Raw genomic sequence first — 17,731 nt, 5'->3', positions numbered from 1 at the left:
GGCAAAGATACTGTTTCATTCAGAAAAAAGTTATTACTAAATTCGCAAACATTAAGAATGAAATGAAAAAGGTACTTATCATCACATATCATTGGCCACCTTCCGGAGGAATTACTGTGCTAAGATGTTTAAAACTGGTGAAATACCTTCGTGAATTTGGCTGGGAACCTATCGTTTTTACAGCTAAAAATGCTTCTTATCAAATTCTGGACGAATCAAATTTAAAAGACGTTCCGGCTAACCTGGAGATTCACCGGGTTCCTTTATTTGAACCTACCCAATTGTTTAAAAAAATCTCCCGCAGGCCTGTTCATAAACCGCTTCAGAATATCACTCAAAGCTCTGAAAAAAAAAGAGGGCTTATTGATACGCTTTCCATTTGGGTAAGAGGAAATTTCTTTATTCCGGACGCACGTGCATCCTGGATTAAACCTTCTCTGAAATACCTGGAAGAATATTTAAAGAACAACCCGGTAGATGCGATTTTTACGGATGGGCCTCCACATACAAATACAGTAATCGGGATGCGCTTGTCTCAAAAGTTTGGTATTCCCTGGCTGGCGGATTTTCAGGACCCGTGGACGCAGGTCGATTATTATTCCAAAATGCTCATCGGAAAAAGAGCCAACAGGATCCATCATCAATTGGAGCAGGAAGTATTTCAAACCGCCGCAAAAATAACCATTGCCAGCCCGACGTGGAAAAAAGACCTGGAACAGATCGGGGCCCGGGATGTCTCGGTTTTTTATTACGGGTATGATGAATCGGATTTTTCCGGGTACGAGCCGAAAACAACTTCAAACTTCACCTTTTTTCACGGCGGACTTCTTGGAAATGACCGAAATCCGGTTTCGTTTTTTGAGGCTCTGGAAGAAATTCTGGAGGAAAATCCCCAGTTAAAATCCCGGGTAAAAATCAAATTGGCGGGCGAAGTCGATTATTCGGTGATCGAATCTTTAAAATCAACTCATTTAATCGAATTGACGGAGTTGATGGGCATGATTCCCCGCAAACAGGTCTTTAAAGAATATGAACATGCTTCACTCCTGCTATTGCCAATCAATCAGGCAGCCAATGCAGGTGGACGTATTCCCGGAAAATTATTCGAAATGCTCCGGAGTCAAAAACCGATCATGGTATTCGGACCGTCAAACGGGGATGTCAAAAAAATAGTAGAAACAAAAAAACTGGGGAAGTCCTTTGAATACAGCGAAAAAAAAGAAATCCGTCAATTTTTGCATCAGTTGATGGTCGAAAACAAATTGGATGATTTTGAACCTCAAACTTCCGTTATTGAGTTCAGTAACAGTGAACTTACCAAACAAATAGCTCACTTTCTTCATGAAATTACAGCATAAAAAACAAGCGCAATGTTACCTGGTTAGTAATGAAGGAAGGGATTTCTATCTCCTTATCGGATTTATTTATTACCTGGAACGGTTCCAAAATTACGAGGTCAGCCTGGAATTTGTATGGGATGCGCAAAAAATAAAAACCGGTAATCCGGACCTGGTACTGCTCCCAAATTCCAGAGGAAACCATTTCTACTATGAAATTGCAAAGTACTGTTATGACAATGAAGTTCCACTTTTCATTCATGATTCAGAGGGGAATTTCAATACCGAAATAAAGTATGATTTCTGGTCATTCAATCTGGATAAAAAAACGTTTTGCCCCAAAATGTTCACCTGGAATCAACGTGTCAAAAATTACCTGGTATCTAAATATCATCTCCCGGAAGAGGAGGTCTGCGTGACCGGCGCTCCCGGAATCGATAAGTATCGTTATTCAAGCATGAATGAGCATTCAGGAATCCTTGCCAAATATGGAAAAGCACATTACAAAACCGTCACAGGCTATGCAGGTTGGGCTTTTGGTAAACTGCAAAATAAAGAAATCGATGATCTTCTCCACAATCTTAACTACGTAGGTGATAAACGGGAAGAAGGAATTCGATGGATTGAAAGTCAGCGAAATTTAGTGGAGAAATGTTTAAAGTCAGCCATCGAGAAATATCCGGATACACTGTTTATTCTTAAAAAACATCCGCGGGAAAATTTTGAATCGGACAACAGGGATTCTCTCAATGAAATGAATCGCCTGACAGCGTATGATAATGTGCTTTATTTAAAGGACGAAGAGAACATCCAGGATTTGATCCAGATATCTGATTTGTGGATGGCTTTCGAGAGCACTTCCATTATGGAAGCCTGGCTTTTAAACATTCCGACATTAATGATTAATCCGGACCCCGATTTCATCAGATCCTCGATCTATAAAGGAGCATTTTTGGTGAAAACCCAGGAAGAATTGCTGGCGGCAATTGAGCAGGTTCTGATACTGAAAAACACAGCGGCAGTAAATCCCGAGCACGTAGTTGCCGAACGGAAACGGATTATCGAAGATGCTTTCGGATTTGACGACGGTTTGAATCATTTACGCTGTGCCCTGTACTTCAATCCCTATTTAATATCAAATCCGGAAATCAAAAAAAATCCGAAGTTGAAACCGAAATTCTTAAGGTATTACCTTTTACTTCACATCGGAAAACTGTTTTATATTCCCTGGTTGTTCAAACGTCTTCCAAAATTCAAAAAAACAGTGTGGATTTTTGAGAATTATAGACTCTCCAAAGTAAAAGCATTAAAAAAGTCTGTCTATAAGGATTTGGATGAATTTTACGAAAGAAATAACCTTCCGGAGAGGATCCATTCAGGAGAAATCTGGGCCGAATTATAAACAAAACGGTACATGTGGGTTATTCTGCCTGAATTGATATCTTTGTAGGAGATAAATAAAAAATTGGTGAAAAACAAATCAATACTAATTACTGGAGGAACGGGCTCGCTTGGGAAAGCACTTACCAAACATATTTTAAATCATCATCCTGAAATAGCCCGACTGGTTATTTTTTCACGTGATGAGCAGAAGCAGTTCGAAATGGAGCAGGAATTTCCACATAGTGTTTATCCCCAGATACGTTATTTCATCGGTGATGTCCGCGACCTTGACAGGCTTGAAAGAGCATTCTCGGGAATTGATTATGTGATCCATGCGGCAGCTATGAAACACGTGCACATTGCGGAATACAACCCGGATGAATGTGTGAAAACCAATGTAGGAGGTGCTGACAATGTGATAAAAGCTGCTCTGAAGAGCAATGTGGAACATGTAGTAGCTCTTTCAACGGATAAAGCATGTGCACCCATCAATTTATATGGTGCTACCAAATTAACCTCCGATAAATTATTTGTTGCTGCCAATAATATCAAAGGAAAAAGAAATGTAAAATTCTCAGTTGTCCGTTACGGGAACGTGATGGGTTCCAACGGTTCCGTGATTCCCTTTTTCCTGAAGAAAAAAAGAAGCGAAGGTGTATTGCCTATTACGGTAGAATCCATGACCCGCTTCAATATTTCGCTGCAAGGAGGTGTTGACATGGTCATGCATGCATTGGAAACGGCCTGGGGAGGAGAAATTTTTGTTCCAAAAATTCCTTCTTACCGTATTTTGGATGTTGCCGAAGCAATTGGCCCGGAATGTGAAAAACCGGTTGTCGGGATTCGCCCCGGAGAAAAGATCCACGAGGAAATGATTACTTCATCCGATTCCTTCTTTACTTATGATTTAGGAAAATACTATACGATCCTGCCTCAAACCCCTAATTGGAAACTGGATCAGTTCATCACACATTTCAATGCCACAAAAGTAGCCGAAGGCTTTTCGTACTCTTCCGACAAAAATTCGGATTGGGAAACGGTGGACAGCTTGAGAAAACTTATCAAAGAACACGTTGATCCTACTTTTGAGCCATGAGCAACCCGATCATTCCCTACGGAAGACAGGAAATAACCAACGAAGATATTCAAACGGTTATTGAAACCCTGCAATCCGATTTTTTGACACAAGGCCCAAAAATTGCCGAATTTGAAGAAGCATTTGCGAAGTATACAGAATCAAACTATGCGGTTGCGTTAAGTAACGGGACTGCTGCTTTGCATTTAGCTGTAATGGCTCTGGGAATACGCGAAGACGAATTTGTCATCTGCACCCCGATTACTTTTGCTGCTTCGATCAACTGCGTAAAATATTGTGGCGGTCAGATCCTGTTTGCCGATATCGATCCGGAAACCTATCTAATGGATTTGGAATCAGTCAAATCGGTCATTAAGAATAATCCGGATAAAAAAATTAAGGGAATTATTCCTGTTGATTTTGCAGGACGTGTTCCTCAACTGGACGCATTCCGGGAATTGGCTGATGACCATGGATTATGGATCATAGAGGATGCTTGTCATGCTCCCGGTGGATTTTTTAAAGACAAAGACGGAACAGATCAGTTTGCCGGGAACGGAAAATTTGCGGACTTAAGTGTGTTCTCTTTTCACCCGGTAAAGCACATTGCAACGGGTGAAGGAGGAATGATTACTACCAACGATCCGGATCTGTATAAACAGTTATTGACCTTGCGCTCACATGGAATAACACGCGATGCCAGACTTTTCGAAAACAGTGCCGGGTTTGCGGTTGGCAACAGTCCTTCAACCGGTGAATACCCGCTTTGGTATATGGAAATGCAGGAATTGGGATACAATTACCGCTTAACGGACTTCCAGGCAGCACTGGGCATTTCCCAGTTAAAACGTGCCGAACGGAATTTAGCCAAAAGAAGGTCCATTGCGAAAGCATATACGAACGCATTCTCAAACATTCCCGGAATCATTCATTCTTCGGGATTGATTGAGGGGCATGCTTATCACCTGTTCGTACTGGAGGTCGAAAACCGGAAAGGGCTCTATGATTTCCTCAGATCCAACGGGATTTTTGCGCAAATTCATTACATCCCCGTTCATTTGATGCCTTATTACCGTAGACAAGGTTGGAAAGAGGGCGATTTCCCGATGGCAGAACGCTATTATTCAAGATGTATGAGCATTCCGATGTTCCCGTCCATGACCGAAGAAGAAATAAATCACGTTATAAGCACAACAAAACTATTCTATGAAAGATCATAACCAACATAAATACAAAGGCATAGTCAGAGGATTTTTCCATCAATTGTTAACCATTGACTTCGTGCGTTATTGTATTGCCAGGCTGCGTTTCTTTTATTTCGTGAGAATCTGCCGGAAATTGAAGACGTTCGATCTATCCACTCAAAAAGCAATTGCATCCAATACAGTATTTCACAATCTAAAAGGGTTGAAAGATCTTGCTGTTGTGAGGTCCCTGGCGCTTATCAAGCCCGTAACCGCTATCGATAAAGTGGGTATTCATTCGAAAGTGCTAACTATTGGCCCCCGCACGGAAGGAGAACTTTTAAGTTTGATTGGTTACGGATTTCTTAAAAAGAATATTCGCGGGCTTGACCTGATCAGCTATTCTTCCTGGATTGACTTGGGAGATATGCATGCCATGTCTTATCCTGACAATTCTTTTGATGTGGTGATTATGGGCTGGGTGATATCCTATAGCGAAGATCCCGTAAAAGCCGCTCAGGAAGTGGTCAGAGTTGCAAAAAACGGTGCCATTATCGCAGTTGGTGTGGAATATGGAGGATTAGTCGCTCAGGAGCAAATCAAAAACCTGGATTATATTCCCGGAGCCGGCAGATTGACAACACAAGCATCGCAATTGACAGACTTCTTTGGAGAAGCAGTAGATCATGTGTATTTTAGTCATAGCATTGATGAAGACAGAAAAGACCTCAAAGGATCGGTTATTGCTGTTTTTTCCATCAAAAAATAAGTAACTCCTATGAAGAACATTGTTAAGCTTATCACTTTTCCTTTCCTGTTTTCATTCGGGTTATTTGTATTTTTGCTCACCAAAAAAACAACAAAACTGGGATATGCAGCATTCAGGTACTTGTTTGTTTTAACCAATGGCCGTGTCAATGATCACCTTTCAGCGATTATCAGGATCACCAAAAAAGGAAAAACAGAAGCTGCCAACGGGGTTTTGGGCAATTTGTCAAAAAAGGAAATCGAGCACATTTCGGCTAAGATTGTCGAAGATGGATTTTACGAATTTGATGTAACACTTGACAACAACCTCATCGAAGAAATCACCGCATTTGCCTCTGAAACTGGCACTCGCTATGTTGATGTTGACAAAAAAAACATCAGTTATTCTACGGAAAAAGTAATTTTTGACCGCTACAATCCTATATCTCCGCGCTATCAATTTGAGACTTCAGATATTATGCAAAACCAGGCCATTCAGTCGCTTGTGTTTGACCCGACATTGAGATCCGTTGCAACTTCTTATCTGAAATGCAACCCGATCCTGGACACATTGGCCATGTGGTGGAGCGTACCTTTTGGCAATAAAGGAGCTTCCCAGGCAGCTCAAATGTTCCATTTTGATATGGACCGTTTCAAATTCATTAAGTTCTTTTTTTACATCACGGATGTACATACCAACAATGGTCCGCACTGTTATATCCAAAACTCACATAAAGGATTACCAAAAGCAATCCGGAAGGATGGCCGTATGACAGATGAGGAATTGGCAAAAATCTATTCGAAGGATCGTTTTAAAGAATTTACAGGAAAAAAAGGAACCATATTGGCAGTAGATACCCGCGGACTTCACAAGGGAAAACCACTCACGGAAGATGTTCGTTTATTATTCCAGATTCAATTTTCAAACTCCTTATTCGGTGCTCCTTTTGAAAAGGTAAAACTTTCGGAAATTTCTGAGGATTCTAAAGGAACGATCCTTAAAAACAAACGAACTTACCAATTGTTTTCCGAATCTGAATAAGAGCCATGTCTGAAAACCACATTCCGGACAGGCTGGATTAAAGTCAATGAAGAAGGAGTTTTTACTATCTTAGCAAAAAGAATTTAAACAACGATAGTATATGTCTACCGAACAGGAGGATTTCTGGGCAGGTAATTTCGGAACGGAGTACATTGAAAGGAACAAGAGAATACATTCTCGTAGCAGAGTATGACAATCCAACTCCGGTGACTATTAATTATCGCGGGCATTCAGATCGTCTGTTTAAGCGTGATTTGGAGAAAAAATAAGGATGTTAGGAGTCGCCGAGTAACTTCCGTTGACGATTAAATGAATTAAAATATGATTGCAATTATCCCGGCAAGAGGTGGAAGCAAACGAATTCCAGGAAAGAACATCAAACCCTTTTTTGGAAAACCGATTATTGCCCGGGTTATTGAAAATGTACTGAAGTCAGGGGTGTTTTCTACGGTGTTTGTATCTACGGATGACGAAGAAATTGCCCGGATAGCCCAACAATGCGGAGCTGAGGTCCCGGTTTTACGTAGTGGTAAAAACTCGGATGATTATGCCACAACTTCTGATGTATTGATCGAGGTACTGGATTATTTAGCTGCCACGGGTAGAAATTACGATAAGGCATGCTGTATGTATCCAACATCTGTTTTGATCGAGGGGCAAGACCTGAAAACCGCTTACGACTATTTTCTGGAAAAACAGGCATCAGTGTTGCTCGCGTGTGTTGCTTATTCGCATCCAATTCAGCGAAGTTTTACGATAAAAGATCACAAAGTCTGTCTTCAATTTCCTCAATACATCAATAGCCGGTCACAGGATTTGGAAAAAGTATATCATGATACCGGGAGTTTTTATTTTTTTGATGTTCTGAATTTTATGGAGACAAAGACCCTGTGGCAAGAACAAATTGTTCCATTTATTGTTGATGAGAATAAAGTTCAGGATATTGACACACCGGAAGACTGGTCAATGGCGGAAATGAAATTTAAACTGATGCATCATGAGGAGCTATAAATGCCTTCCCAATAGCTCTTATGAAAGCGGGCACTTCCAATTGGTTCCGATCCGGGATGAAGACCAGCTGCTCATTATGAAATGGCGGAATGAACAAATTTATCATCTCCGTCAGGTAAAACCGCTAACAAAAGAAGATCAGAAGCATTATTTCGAAACAGTTGTTTCTGAACTATTCACTCAAACTCATCCGAAGCAATTATTATTCTCTTTCCTGGAAAACGATACATGTATCGGCTATGGAGGTTTGGTTCATATCAATTGGATAGATAAACATGCCGAAGTTTCATTTATCATGAACACGGAACTGGAAGCAGAACGTTTCGCTGAAATCTGGACAGCTTACCTGGAATTACTCCCGGAAATTGCATTTACTGATCTGGGGCTCCACAAACTGTTTACCTACGCCTACGACCTTCGCCCCCATTTATTTCCTGTTCTGGAAAACTCCGGATTTATGCAGGAAGCCCGTTTGAAGGATCATTGTTTGTTTAACGGTGCCTATAAAGATGTGCTGATACACAGCCTTTGGAATTCGGAACAACCACATATTTACCTTCGTGAAGCAAGTGAGGAAGACCTGCAATTGCTTTTTGATTGGGCGAATGAACCTTCGGTACGTGCTAATTCATTGAATTCCGAACCGATTCCCTTTGAAACGCATCAGAAGTGGTTTCAATCACAACTTACCAATCCGGATAGCAAGCTTTTCATCCTGACAGATGGTGTTGAGCCGCTCGGACAGATCCGCATTCAAAAGAAAGACTTACTCTGGGAAATCGGCTATAGCATTGACAAAAAACACCGGGGCAAAAAACTAGGTGCAGCAATCGTTCACCTGCTCGTAGAGAAATTCAACGACTATTCGTTTAAAGCGATTGTAAAAAAAGAAAATACAGCATCTCTCAAAGTATTCGAAAACCTGGGATTTGAAACCATACCCACAGATCAGACCGATATTCTTACCTTTGTAAAAAAATCGAATCCATGAGAATAGGGAATTTTGAAGTGAATGAAACTTCTCCTGTCTTTATTATTGCAGAATTGTCTGCCAATCATAACGGAAGTATTGAAACCGCCATTGAAACGATTAAAGCAGCCAAAAGAGCCGGTGCCGACTGTATCAAATTACAAACCTACACCGCAGATACCATTACCCTGGATTCTGATAAGGACGATTTCTTAATCAAAGGAACGATCTGGGATGGCAGAAGATTGCATGAGTTGTACCAGGAGGCTTATACTCCGTGGGAATGGCATGCAAAACTATTCGAGGTAGCCCGGGAAGAAGGGCTGATCTGTTTTTCTTCTCCTTTTGATTATACAGCAGTTGATTTCCTGGAAGACCTGGATGCTCCGGCTTATAAAATTGCCTCTTTTGAGATTACTGATATTCCTTTAATCAGATACACAGCTTCCAAAGGAAAACCCGTTATTATCTCAACCGGTATCGCGGAATACGATGACATCGCTTTAGCGGTTAAAACTTGTCAGGAAGCAGGAAACGATCAAATTGTTTTACTGAAATGCACTTCCAGTTATCCGGCTCCCATTGAAGAAGCAAATATGCGCATGGTAGAGCAGATTGCCAAAGACTTTAATGTGTTGACCGGATTATCGGATCATACCATGGGAAGTATTGTTCCGATCGTTGCGGTAAGTTTAGGTGCAAAAATCATTGAAAAGCATTTTATCCTCGACAGGTCTATCGGAGGGCCGGATGCCAGTTTTTCCATGAATGAACAGGAGTTTAAAGAAATGGTCAACCAGGTAAGAATGGCGGAAAAAGCATTGGGTGTAGTAGATTACAAGCTTACTCCGAAACAGCATGCAGGTAAAGTATTCAGTCGCTCGTTGTACATCTCGCAAGATTTAAAAGCCGGTGAAATTGTTACCGAGAAACACATTCGATCTGTCCGCCCAGGCTATTCGCTCCATCCGAAATATTATTCCGAACTGATCGGAAAACGCTCGTTAAAAGACTTTACCATAGGTGACCGCATAAAAAAAGAGGACTTTGAATAAAGTCCTCTTTTTTTATCTTTTAGTGGCAATTAATCCATTGATACTTTAGCTCCTTTTTTCTTCTTCCAGGACAAGTAAAGTGCGAATCCAAATAATGCTATCAACAGAATAGAACCGATTCTGGCCACCATTGTCAAGGTTGCATATTTTGGCAAATCATAAATAAACTCAATTTTGCTGTGTCCATCTTTCAGCTGGATTCCGCGCAACAGGTAATCTGTTTTCAGGATCGGAACTTCCTTCCCGTTCACAAAGGCTTTCCAGCCCAAAGGATAGTAAATCTCAGAGAAAACAGCCAGTTGGTTTCCTTTTACATCTGCTTCGTAAGTCAATTTATTCGGAACCGAACTTTTCAGCTTAATAGAACCTTCTCCGGAGAATTTACGGGAACTCAATTTACCCGCAAATTCCCGAACCATCAAAGCTTCATTGGCAGGGTCAAATGAATCCTCAACCTTCAGGTAAACAAGCGGAGTGAAGGACTTGGTGGTATCCATCGTCAAAGTGATCAACGGAACCAGGTTCGTTGCTCCGTTTACATCCATTACAAACATTGCCTCCTGGCCTTTAGCTAAGCCGGAAGCCAATTGTACATTCAGCGTATCACGGCGGCCCGGAACCAGGTATTGAAGAGCTTCACCACCGTAAACTACCGCATCTTTTACAGGCATTTTATTTACCAGAAAGACACCTCCTCCCCTGTTTTCTGCTTTAAATTTGTTCCCAAGGGCTCTGATTTCATCATTAACAGTTGCTTCTTCGCGAACACTTTTTACCAACCAGGCATTTCCCAAAGCAGTCGGATTCAGGATAGCTGTGTCCATTCCATTTTCAAGCGGCTGCAGGAAGTATTTCACATTCATCATATCCAAAACTTTGTTATTCGTTCGGGACAAATGGAATTCTATCAGGTTATTGATATTTCTCAACTTCGCTCCGTGATAGCCTCCAAGCGATTTATGGAAATAAGAAGCTCTGCTGCTGTTAAATCCACCGGAGAAATCAAGTACCCGGTAATTCGTTGCCATTCTTAAAGCATGGAAACGATAGGTATTAATTACATTGGCCCGGGCTGCACCGTCATACCCCAATTCATCTGCTTTTTGCTCTCCTGCTGCCTGTGCATTTTTTACAACCGAAGCAAGTGAAGGCCTTGCAGCTATTTCAGCGGCCAGTATTTCGTTATCTCCTTTTGTTGCCGAAATCGGGTAATTATTGATCCCTTTTTCTTCCCAGTATTTGTATCCGGTTCCCGAAGCATCATCAGAAGCCCCCAGGTAATTGTAGGCAACAGGAAGCATGTCGGCAAATGTTAAAATCACCAATCCGGCAATCAATACCGTGTTTGCCGTTTTTTCTGTTTTAATATTCAGGAAAATCACCAGTAAACCTCCCGCCAGTATCGCAAACAGGATAGACCGGTTCATACTGGAGTTAAAGATTTCTTTTCGGGCCATTTTAACAGCTGCATATGAATCCATCTGACGGTCTACCTGAGCGGTAACAAACTGCTGTAACTGCTGTGGATTGGAAAGATCCAATTGATATTGTGCAGCCGTTTGCGGATCCATCTGCATGACCTGCTTGGTATACATTTCATTCAATCCGGCATATTGTTTCGCTTCCATCGGGTTGGTGTAACCATCTCCCAATCCGGCGATTTTTACTGCAATGAGGAAAACAACAAAAGCTCCCGTCACAATCATAAACTTTTTCTTCTGAACAAGAATTGCTTCACGCTGCTTTATCAATTCATTCAGGAACAATACCCCCATTACCGGAATAGTAAGCTCCACAATGATCAATATCATGGTTATAGCTCTGAATTTATCGTATGCCGGAACATGATCTATAAAGAAATTGGTCAGCCCCATGAAATTTTTACCCCAGGAAAGCATCACTGCCAGAATCGTCACTGCAAAAAGCGCCCACTTGATTTTGTCCTTCAGAAAGAACAATCCCAGGAAAGCAAGCATACATACTACTATTCCGATATAAACAGGTCCTGAAGTACTTGGTTGAGTTCCCCAATAGGAATATCCACTCAAAGCTGCATTTATCTGGTCCTGAGACAACTCACTGTTTTGGATTTTTTCAGCAAAGGGAGAGTTTCCTATTTGCTCCGATGCCCCACCTTTCACATAAGGGGAAATAAAGGTAAATGTTTCACCGATCCCATAAGACCATTGAGTGATGTAGTCCCGGTCCAAACCAGCGGATTGATTCGATGCCGATAATCCGTTCGGAGAAATCGAAACATCATTTTTACCACGAATACTGTATTTTGCATAGTCATTCGTCAGGAGGATATTCCCGCTGTTAATCACAAATGCCAGCAGAAAAACTCCAATAAGCCCGGCAGAAGTAATACCGAATCCTGCAAGCTGCTTTTTACGAATTGCATCTATGAAGAAATAAACCCCTACGAAAAACAGTATAAATAAGAAATAATAAGTGATTTGCACGTGGTTCATCGCCAGTTCGAAAGCCATGAAGATTCCGGAAAGAATAATTCCCCATAATCTGTTTGACCGGTAAGCATATATGACAGTCCCTAAAATAGCCGGTAAAAATGCAACTGCATTGGTTTTAAAAATGTGTCCTGCCTGGATGACAATCAACTCATAACTCGCAAAACTAAAGGCTATAGCGCCCAGTAATCCCACCCACGGATTGAGTTTCAAAAGCCTTGCAAACAATAAAAAGCAAAGGAAATGTAAAAAGATGGATCCTATCGGATTGGGGAATAATTTAAAATATTGATTGGAAATCACCTTAAACCAGTTTCCGGGATAATTCATGGATACCTGCTCGGCTGGCATTCCGCCAAACGCAGAACTAACCCACATGGGCTCTTTTCCTGAACTTGCCCGATACATTTCCGGCTCACTGTTCATTCCTTTTGCCTCTTTAATATCGTGCTGTTTAACACCGTATCCTTCAAATTGTGGCTTAAAGAACATCGCTATCACGATAAACATTATCCCGATGATTGCGAAATACATCCAATTTTTCTGAAAAAAGCCTTTTATATCCATAAGTTAAAATTGTCCGACCAAAAATAAGAACTTTAATCTTCCAAAGGGTGTTTTGTCAGAAATTATCGCGTTTTCTAATTTTCAGGATTATTTGAACCAATCCGAATTTGGAGTGTATGAGTCCATGTTCTAATATCAATTTATGAAAACAAGCTGCTTGTTAGTGCTTCTGATGGGTTTCTCTTTTGCGGTGAAGGCTTCATCCCAGCTGAAATCTGTTCCCGGGTTTTGCATCTATAAAACCACTAAAAATGAAGCGATCACAGATGGAGAGGCAAAATTGTCACTGCATTTCAGCAGCCCGAATTTCAGCGATATTCCTTTGGGATATGAGACCATTGTTTATTACGCTGTCAATGATTTTGCCGATACACTGGTTCTGGATTCTTTATTCTCTGCATACATTCAGCTTCCGGCAGGAAAAACCGTTTTTAAGTTTTGGCCCGGCCCGGGTTATGATGAAGTGATCAGCGACACTATTCTGATAGAGAATCAAACGGATAACGAAGCAATGGTCAATTTCAACCCAGTAAATATGCTGATCGAAGTGGATAAACCGGTAATTTACCTGCAAAGTCCTGTCAAACTTGATTTTTCGATCCGCGTGACACCTACCAATGACTTTTCGTTTACCTATCCTGCGTATCAGGAAGCCTGGAAAGGAACACTTCATCCTACCGGACAACTGGAGATCAACGGGCAAACTTATCCTTACCTCTTTTGGGATTCGAAACAGGAATTCTCCTGCTCAAAACATACAAATGGCTATCACCTTACCAGAAAAGAAATTGTTCCGTTCCTCGAAAAACAGCTGGCAAATGCAGGATTAACAGCCACTGAAAAAGCCGATTTTATTACCTATTGGGGACCACGGTTGGTCCAACACGAAGAAGTCTTTATCCAATTCTACCTGCAGGAAGACTGCAATCAGTTTGCAGGTATTCAATGTGATCCTCAACCAACAGCTATTAACCGCTTGTACATGGCTTTTTCAGAATGGAACAACCAATTTGAAAAATACGTCCTTCCGGTTGAACTTCCTGCTTTTAAACGGGAAGGTTTCAATGTGCTGGAATGGGGTGGATTTGAACTAAAACCAACAGCATTATGAACCAAAAACTGTTTATTCTTTGCCTTTTGATCATTCCTTTTTTCGGGCTTTCCCGGGGAAAAGAATCACTTCCCTCTTATTGGATTATCAAAGACAGCGTTTCATCTAAAATCCATCCGGATAGCGTTCGGTGCGTTTTCCGGGTAGAGGATTCTTACGGACAACTGATGTTGGATCAGCATCCGGTAATCGTCCAGGTGAAAATTGACGGAAAAACGAAGAAATTCACCGTTACTCAGAAAAAGCCGGTATTTAAACTTTCCTTGTCAAAAGGAAAACACCGCGTGTCTTTCTTCGTGAATGCAAATTTTGATGAGATTCATCTGGAAAGGGAATTTACTGGAAAGCATTACTATGAGATCGGGTTAAACTTCAAGGGATCTGCCAGTTCCGGAAGCCAGATTAAGGTTGAAAAACCGGTCATTTACCTGTACAGTGAAAAAGAAGAATCTTTTCAATTGAAAATCAAAACAGATGCAGCGCTGAAATTCACTTATCCCGTTTATACTGATGAATGGGAAGGTACTTCTTCTGCCAATGGAACCATCCGGCTAAACGGCTCAAGCTATCCCTACCTTTTTTGGGATGCAATACTTCCGTCGGAGAAGTTAATTCCCAATTGGAACCGGGCCGACCAGTTTAAAGGTTCAGATGCTGTAACTTATCTGGAGAACCAATTGACCGGATTAGGCTTTAATGAGAACGAAAAAACGGATTTCATTACGTATTGGGGACCTCGCATGCAGCACATGAAGGTGGTACAAATTATATGGGTTCAGAATGAAGGCATCGATCCGCTTGCTTCTCTGGAAATCACCCCGACCTATAAACAGAACCGTATTTACATTCTTTTCCGGGAAACCAATGAGTTTCAGGAACAAACACTCGAAGTGAAAGTTCCTGCCTTGAAACGCATGGACCGCACCGGAAATTACCTCGTGGAATGGGGAGGAATGGAATTGGAAACCAATCTGTAAGTTATGCGAATACTATTGTTTTTCCTTTTAATCAACTCTGATCTATTAGCCAACAAGCCGGAATGGATCCCGGATTATTTCGTGAGTTATGAGCAGGATAAAAATCCCGATAAGCTGGGAGCACGAATCCGGGTTATTTGTGAATTCGATGCGGATTACGACCCCTTCCGGGAATTGCGTTTCGGGATGAATGGCAGCAATGAACGCATCAAACTATCTGATAAAAACATAGCGGAGGTCATTCGTAAGCCTCAAAAAGCCGTTTTTCAATTCTATTACGACAGCCATTTCCAGGAAATCGAAACCGATTCGATCGATATTAAGACCGGTCAAATAACCATCATTTCCCTGCATTTCAAAGCAAAAAACGATCAACGCCCGGTGAAAAAGCCGGTCATTTACCTGTATCCGGAATCAGATCTGGAAATTTCTGTTGACCTGGAAACAACAGGAGAACTGACATTCACGTACCCGGATTATTCCAAAAACTGGAAAGGGATCGCACATCCCGACGGGTCGGTTTCTATTGCGGGGAAAACCTATCCTTATTTGTTTTGGGAGGCAGAACAGCGGTTCAATACCTTTGATTTCGAACGGGGTGGTTTTGTGCTAAGCCGGGAAACAGTTGTCTCCTTGTTGGAAAAGCAATTGTATGAACTGGGTTTCAATGACAAGGAAAAGACCGATTTCATCACCTTTTGGGGACCACAACTGCAGAAACACGAAAGAGTTTATGTACAATTCATTTTGAATGAAGGATGTGATCTCTTTGCCCGGTTGAACATTGAACCCAAACCGGATCACTTAAACCGGGTTTATATGGTCTGGACTCCTGTCGATAATCACCGGAACGTGTTCATCAAGCCTCAAAAACTGGAAAAAATGAACCGCGACGATTTTGATGTACTGGAATGGGGCGGAATTGAACTGGCAAATCCCACGAATTGAAAAATAATACCTCAATAAGTCCGGAAATGCCCGATCACTTATCAATTTTCTGTTTCCGCTTATGAATTTCCCGCTCCCGGTTCTCAATTTTCAATTTCCCGTTCTGATTAATTTGCTTAGTTTTAAGAAAAAACAAATAGAAGGATGAAAAAGTTATTACTATTACTTGCTGTTTCAAGTGCGGTCCTGGTGACTTCCTGTAACATGGCAAGCGATGCGGATTACGATGCAATGGCATCAGACATGTGCGATTGTGTAAACAAGTCTTCGGACGGTATTTCCGATGAAATGAAAAATGCGATCATTCAGTCTGAAAAAGACGGAACAGACATGGAAAAAGCCATGACAGCTGTTATGATGAAAGATCTTGAAAAAGGGATGGCAGATGCGCAGGCAATGCAGGAACTGGGGACAGAAATGCAAAGCTGTTCAAAAGACCTGGAGAAAAAATACGACCAAGTTTACACTTCTGAATCGGAAGATGAAGTGATCGAAAAGATCTTGAATGCTTTGAAAGCAAAAAAAGGATGTGAATTTACTTACGCAATCATGAAAATGGGTGCGAAAGAAATGAAGAAATAATTCATTCCCGTTGGGAATAAAAACATGTAGGGACGCGATGCATCGCGTCCCTACATGTTTTTATGGTATTTATTTCTTAGGATTCGCGAACATGCGCACATCGTCACCCGTAATCTTCGCGCCGCAAAGAATCACCAAACGTTCCACGATATTTCGCAATTCCCGGATATTTCCAGTCCAGTCGGTTTGTTGCAATTCCAGTAACGCATCATCCGTAAATTCTTTTTTCGGAATCCCGTGCTCGTTGCAAACCAGCGCAATAAAATGTTCTGCAAGCATCGGGATGTCTTCCCGGCGCTCATTCAACGAAGGAACGTGAATTAAAATAACCGCCAAACGGTGGTACAAATCCTCTCTGAAACGCCCTTCTTCGATTTCTTTTCGCAAGTCCTTATTGGTTGCAGCAATCACACGCGCATCGATTTTAATATCGCGCTCGCTACCAACACGCTGGATGACATTTTCCTGCAAAGCACGCAATACTTTCGCCTGCGCGGAAGCACTCATATCCCCGATTTCATCCAGGAATAACGTTCCGCCGGAAGCCAGTTCAAATTTCCCTTTCTTATCTTTTACCGCCGAAGTAAATGCTCCTTTTTCATGGCCGAATAATTCACTTTCGATCAATTCTCCCGGAATAGCAGCACAGTTTACTTCTACAAAAGGCATTTTTTTGCGGTTGGACAGATCGTGCAACGAACGGGCTACCAATTCCTTCCCGGAACCATTCGCTCCGGTGATCAATACGCGTGCATCGGAAGGAGCCACTTTTTCGATCATTTCCTTGATCTTGTTAATTCCTTCTGTTTCACCGATAATGGAAGATCCTTTGAACTTACGGACCGTCGTTTTCAATTGCTTGGTCTCTTCTACCAGCACCACACGGTCTTTTGCATTGCGGATAGTGACCAGGATACGGTTCAGATCAAGCGGCTTTTCAATGAAATCGAAGGCACCTTTTTTAATCGCGTCAACAGCTGTTTCAATATTTCCATGACCGGAAATCATAATGACCGGAGAATCGATTTTCTGGGCATTCAATGCATCCAGGACTTCCATCCCGTCCATTTGCGGCATTTTGATGTCGCAGAAAATAATATCGTACAAGGTATTCTTTGCTTTCTCAAGCCCTTCTGCCCCATTCTCAGCTTCATCTACCTGAAAGTCTTCAAACTCCAGAATTTCACGCAATGCCCGGCGAATAGCGCGCTCGTCATCAATGATCAGTATTTTTGCCATCTGTTTTTATTGGTGAACGAAAATAACCAATT

At 41.6% G+C, this 17,731-nt stretch carries 15 protein-coding genes; 13 read left to right on the top strand and 2 right to left on the bottom strand.

Features of this window, described 5'->3' with window-relative positions; genetic code table 11:
* Positions 1 to 62 precede the first annotated feature (62 nt).
* The 9 genes from ABDW02_RS02780 (at position 63) to pseI (ending at position 9,804) form a co-directional block, all read left to right on the top strand.
* Positions 63 to 1,358 carry a hypothetical protein gene (locus ABDW02_RS02780; RefSeq protein ID WP_343631878.1) on the top strand — a complete coding sequence of 432 codons (1,296 nt, stop codon included), beginning with the start codon at positions 63 to 65 and terminating at the stop codon, positions 1,356 to 1,358.
* The gene (locus ABDW02_RS02775) at positions 1,342 to 2,739 is read left to right on the top strand and encodes a hypothetical protein (protein ID WP_343631876.1); all 1,398 of its coding nucleotides are present in this window, start codon (positions 1,342 to 1,344) and stop codon (positions 2,737 to 2,739) included. The genes ABDW02_RS02780 and ABDW02_RS02775 overlap by 17 nt, the downstream gene beginning before the upstream one ends.
* Positions 2,740 to 2,802: 63 nt before the next feature.
* Positions 2,803 to 3,816: a UDP-N-acetylglucosamine 4,6-dehydratase (inverting) gene (gene pseB / locus ABDW02_RS02770; protein WP_343631874.1), complete on the top strand. Its 1,014-nt coding sequence runs from the start codon at positions 2,803 to 2,805 to the stop codon at positions 3,814 to 3,816.
* Positions 3,813 to 5,015, top strand: coding sequence for a UDP-4-amino-4,6-dideoxy-N-acetyl-beta-L-altrosamine transaminase (gene pseC, locus ABDW02_RS02765; protein ID WP_343631872.1), 1,203 nt, complete (start codon positions 3,813 to 3,815; stop codon positions 5,013 to 5,015). Before pseB ends, pseC begins: the two co-directional genes overlap by 4 nt.
* Positions 5,002 to 5,748, top strand: coding sequence for a methyltransferase domain-containing protein (locus ABDW02_RS02760; RefSeq protein ID WP_343631870.1), 747 nt, complete (start codon positions 5,002 to 5,004; stop codon positions 5,746 to 5,748). The genes pseC and ABDW02_RS02760 overlap by 14 nt, the downstream gene beginning before the upstream one ends.
* Positions 5,749 to 5,757: 9 nt before the next feature.
* Positions 5,758 to 6,768, top strand: coding sequence for a phytanoyl-CoA dioxygenase family protein (locus ABDW02_RS02755; protein ID WP_343631868.1), 1,011 nt, complete (start codon positions 5,758 to 5,760; stop codon positions 6,766 to 6,768).
* A 321-nt stretch (positions 6,769 to 7,089) separates the two neighbouring features.
* Positions 7,090 to 7,779 carry a pseudaminic acid cytidylyltransferase gene (gene pseF / locus ABDW02_RS02750; RefSeq protein ID WP_343631866.1) on the top strand — a complete coding sequence of 230 codons (690 nt, stop codon included), beginning with the start codon at positions 7,090 to 7,092 and terminating at the stop codon, positions 7,777 to 7,779.
* Complete coding sequence (locus ABDW02_RS02745) at positions 7,766 to 8,770, top strand: GNAT family N-acetyltransferase (protein WP_343631864.1); 1,005 nt, start codon at positions 7,766 to 7,768, stop codon at positions 8,768 to 8,770. Before pseF ends, ABDW02_RS02745 begins: the two co-directional genes overlap by 14 nt.
* A complete protein-coding gene (pseI, locus tag ABDW02_RS02740) occupies positions 8,767 to 9,804 on the top strand; it encodes a pseudaminic acid synthase (RefSeq protein WP_343631862.1) in 1,038 nt (345 codons plus the stop codon). The genes ABDW02_RS02745 and pseI overlap by 4 nt, the downstream gene beginning before the upstream one ends.
* A gap of 29 nt (positions 9,805 to 9,833) precedes the next feature.
* On the opposite strand, the gene ABDW02_RS02735 is transcribed toward pseI, so the two are convergent.
* Positions 9,834 to 12,809, bottom strand: coding sequence for a YfhO family protein (locus ABDW02_RS02735; protein WP_343631860.1), 2,976 nt, complete (start codon positions 12,807 to 12,809; stop codon positions 9,834 to 9,836).
* 175 nt (positions 12,810 to 12,984) lie between these two features.
* Between ABDW02_RS02735 and ABDW02_RS02730 the strand changes: the two genes are divergently transcribed.
* The 4 genes from ABDW02_RS02730 (at position 12,985) to ABDW02_RS02715 (ending at position 16,460) form a co-directional block, all read left to right on the top strand.
* Positions 12,985 to 13,953: a hypothetical protein gene (locus ABDW02_RS02730; RefSeq protein WP_343631858.1), complete on the top strand. Its 969-nt coding sequence runs from the start codon at positions 12,985 to 12,987 to the stop codon at positions 13,951 to 13,953.
* A complete protein-coding gene (locus ABDW02_RS02725; RefSeq protein WP_343631856.1) occupies positions 13,950 to 14,930 on the top strand; it encodes a hypothetical protein in 981 nt (326 codons plus the stop codon). The genes ABDW02_RS02730 and ABDW02_RS02725 overlap by 4 nt, the downstream gene beginning before the upstream one ends.
* Before the next feature lie 3 nt (positions 14,931 to 14,933).
* Positions 14,934 to 15,878 carry a hypothetical protein gene (locus ABDW02_RS02720; protein ID WP_343631854.1) on the top strand — a complete coding sequence of 315 codons (945 nt, stop codon included), beginning with the start codon at positions 14,934 to 14,936 and terminating at the stop codon, positions 15,876 to 15,878.
* A 144-nt stretch (positions 15,879 to 16,022) separates the two neighbouring features.
* A complete protein-coding gene (locus ABDW02_RS02715; RefSeq protein ID WP_343631852.1) occupies positions 16,023 to 16,460 on the top strand; it encodes a hypothetical protein in 438 nt (145 codons plus the stop codon).
* Positions 16,461 to 16,529: 69 nt separating this feature from the next.
* Here the strand turns inward: ABDW02_RS02715 and ABDW02_RS02710 are convergent, their stop codons facing one another.
* On the bottom strand, positions 16,530 to 17,699 hold the full coding sequence (locus tag ABDW02_RS02710) for a sigma-54 dependent transcriptional regulator (RefSeq protein ID WP_343631850.1): 1,170 nt from the start codon (positions 17,697 to 17,699) through the stop codon (positions 16,530 to 16,532).
* Positions 17,700 to 17,731 lie beyond the last annotated feature (32 nt).

The organism is Fluviicola sp., from assembly GCF_039596395.1.
Classification (GTDB): Bacteria; Bacteroidota; Bacteroidia; order Flavobacteriales_D; family Crocinitomicaceae; genus Fluviicola.
Note: the sequence above shows the minus strand (reverse complement) of the source record. Positions and strands in the feature narration are given on the sequence as shown.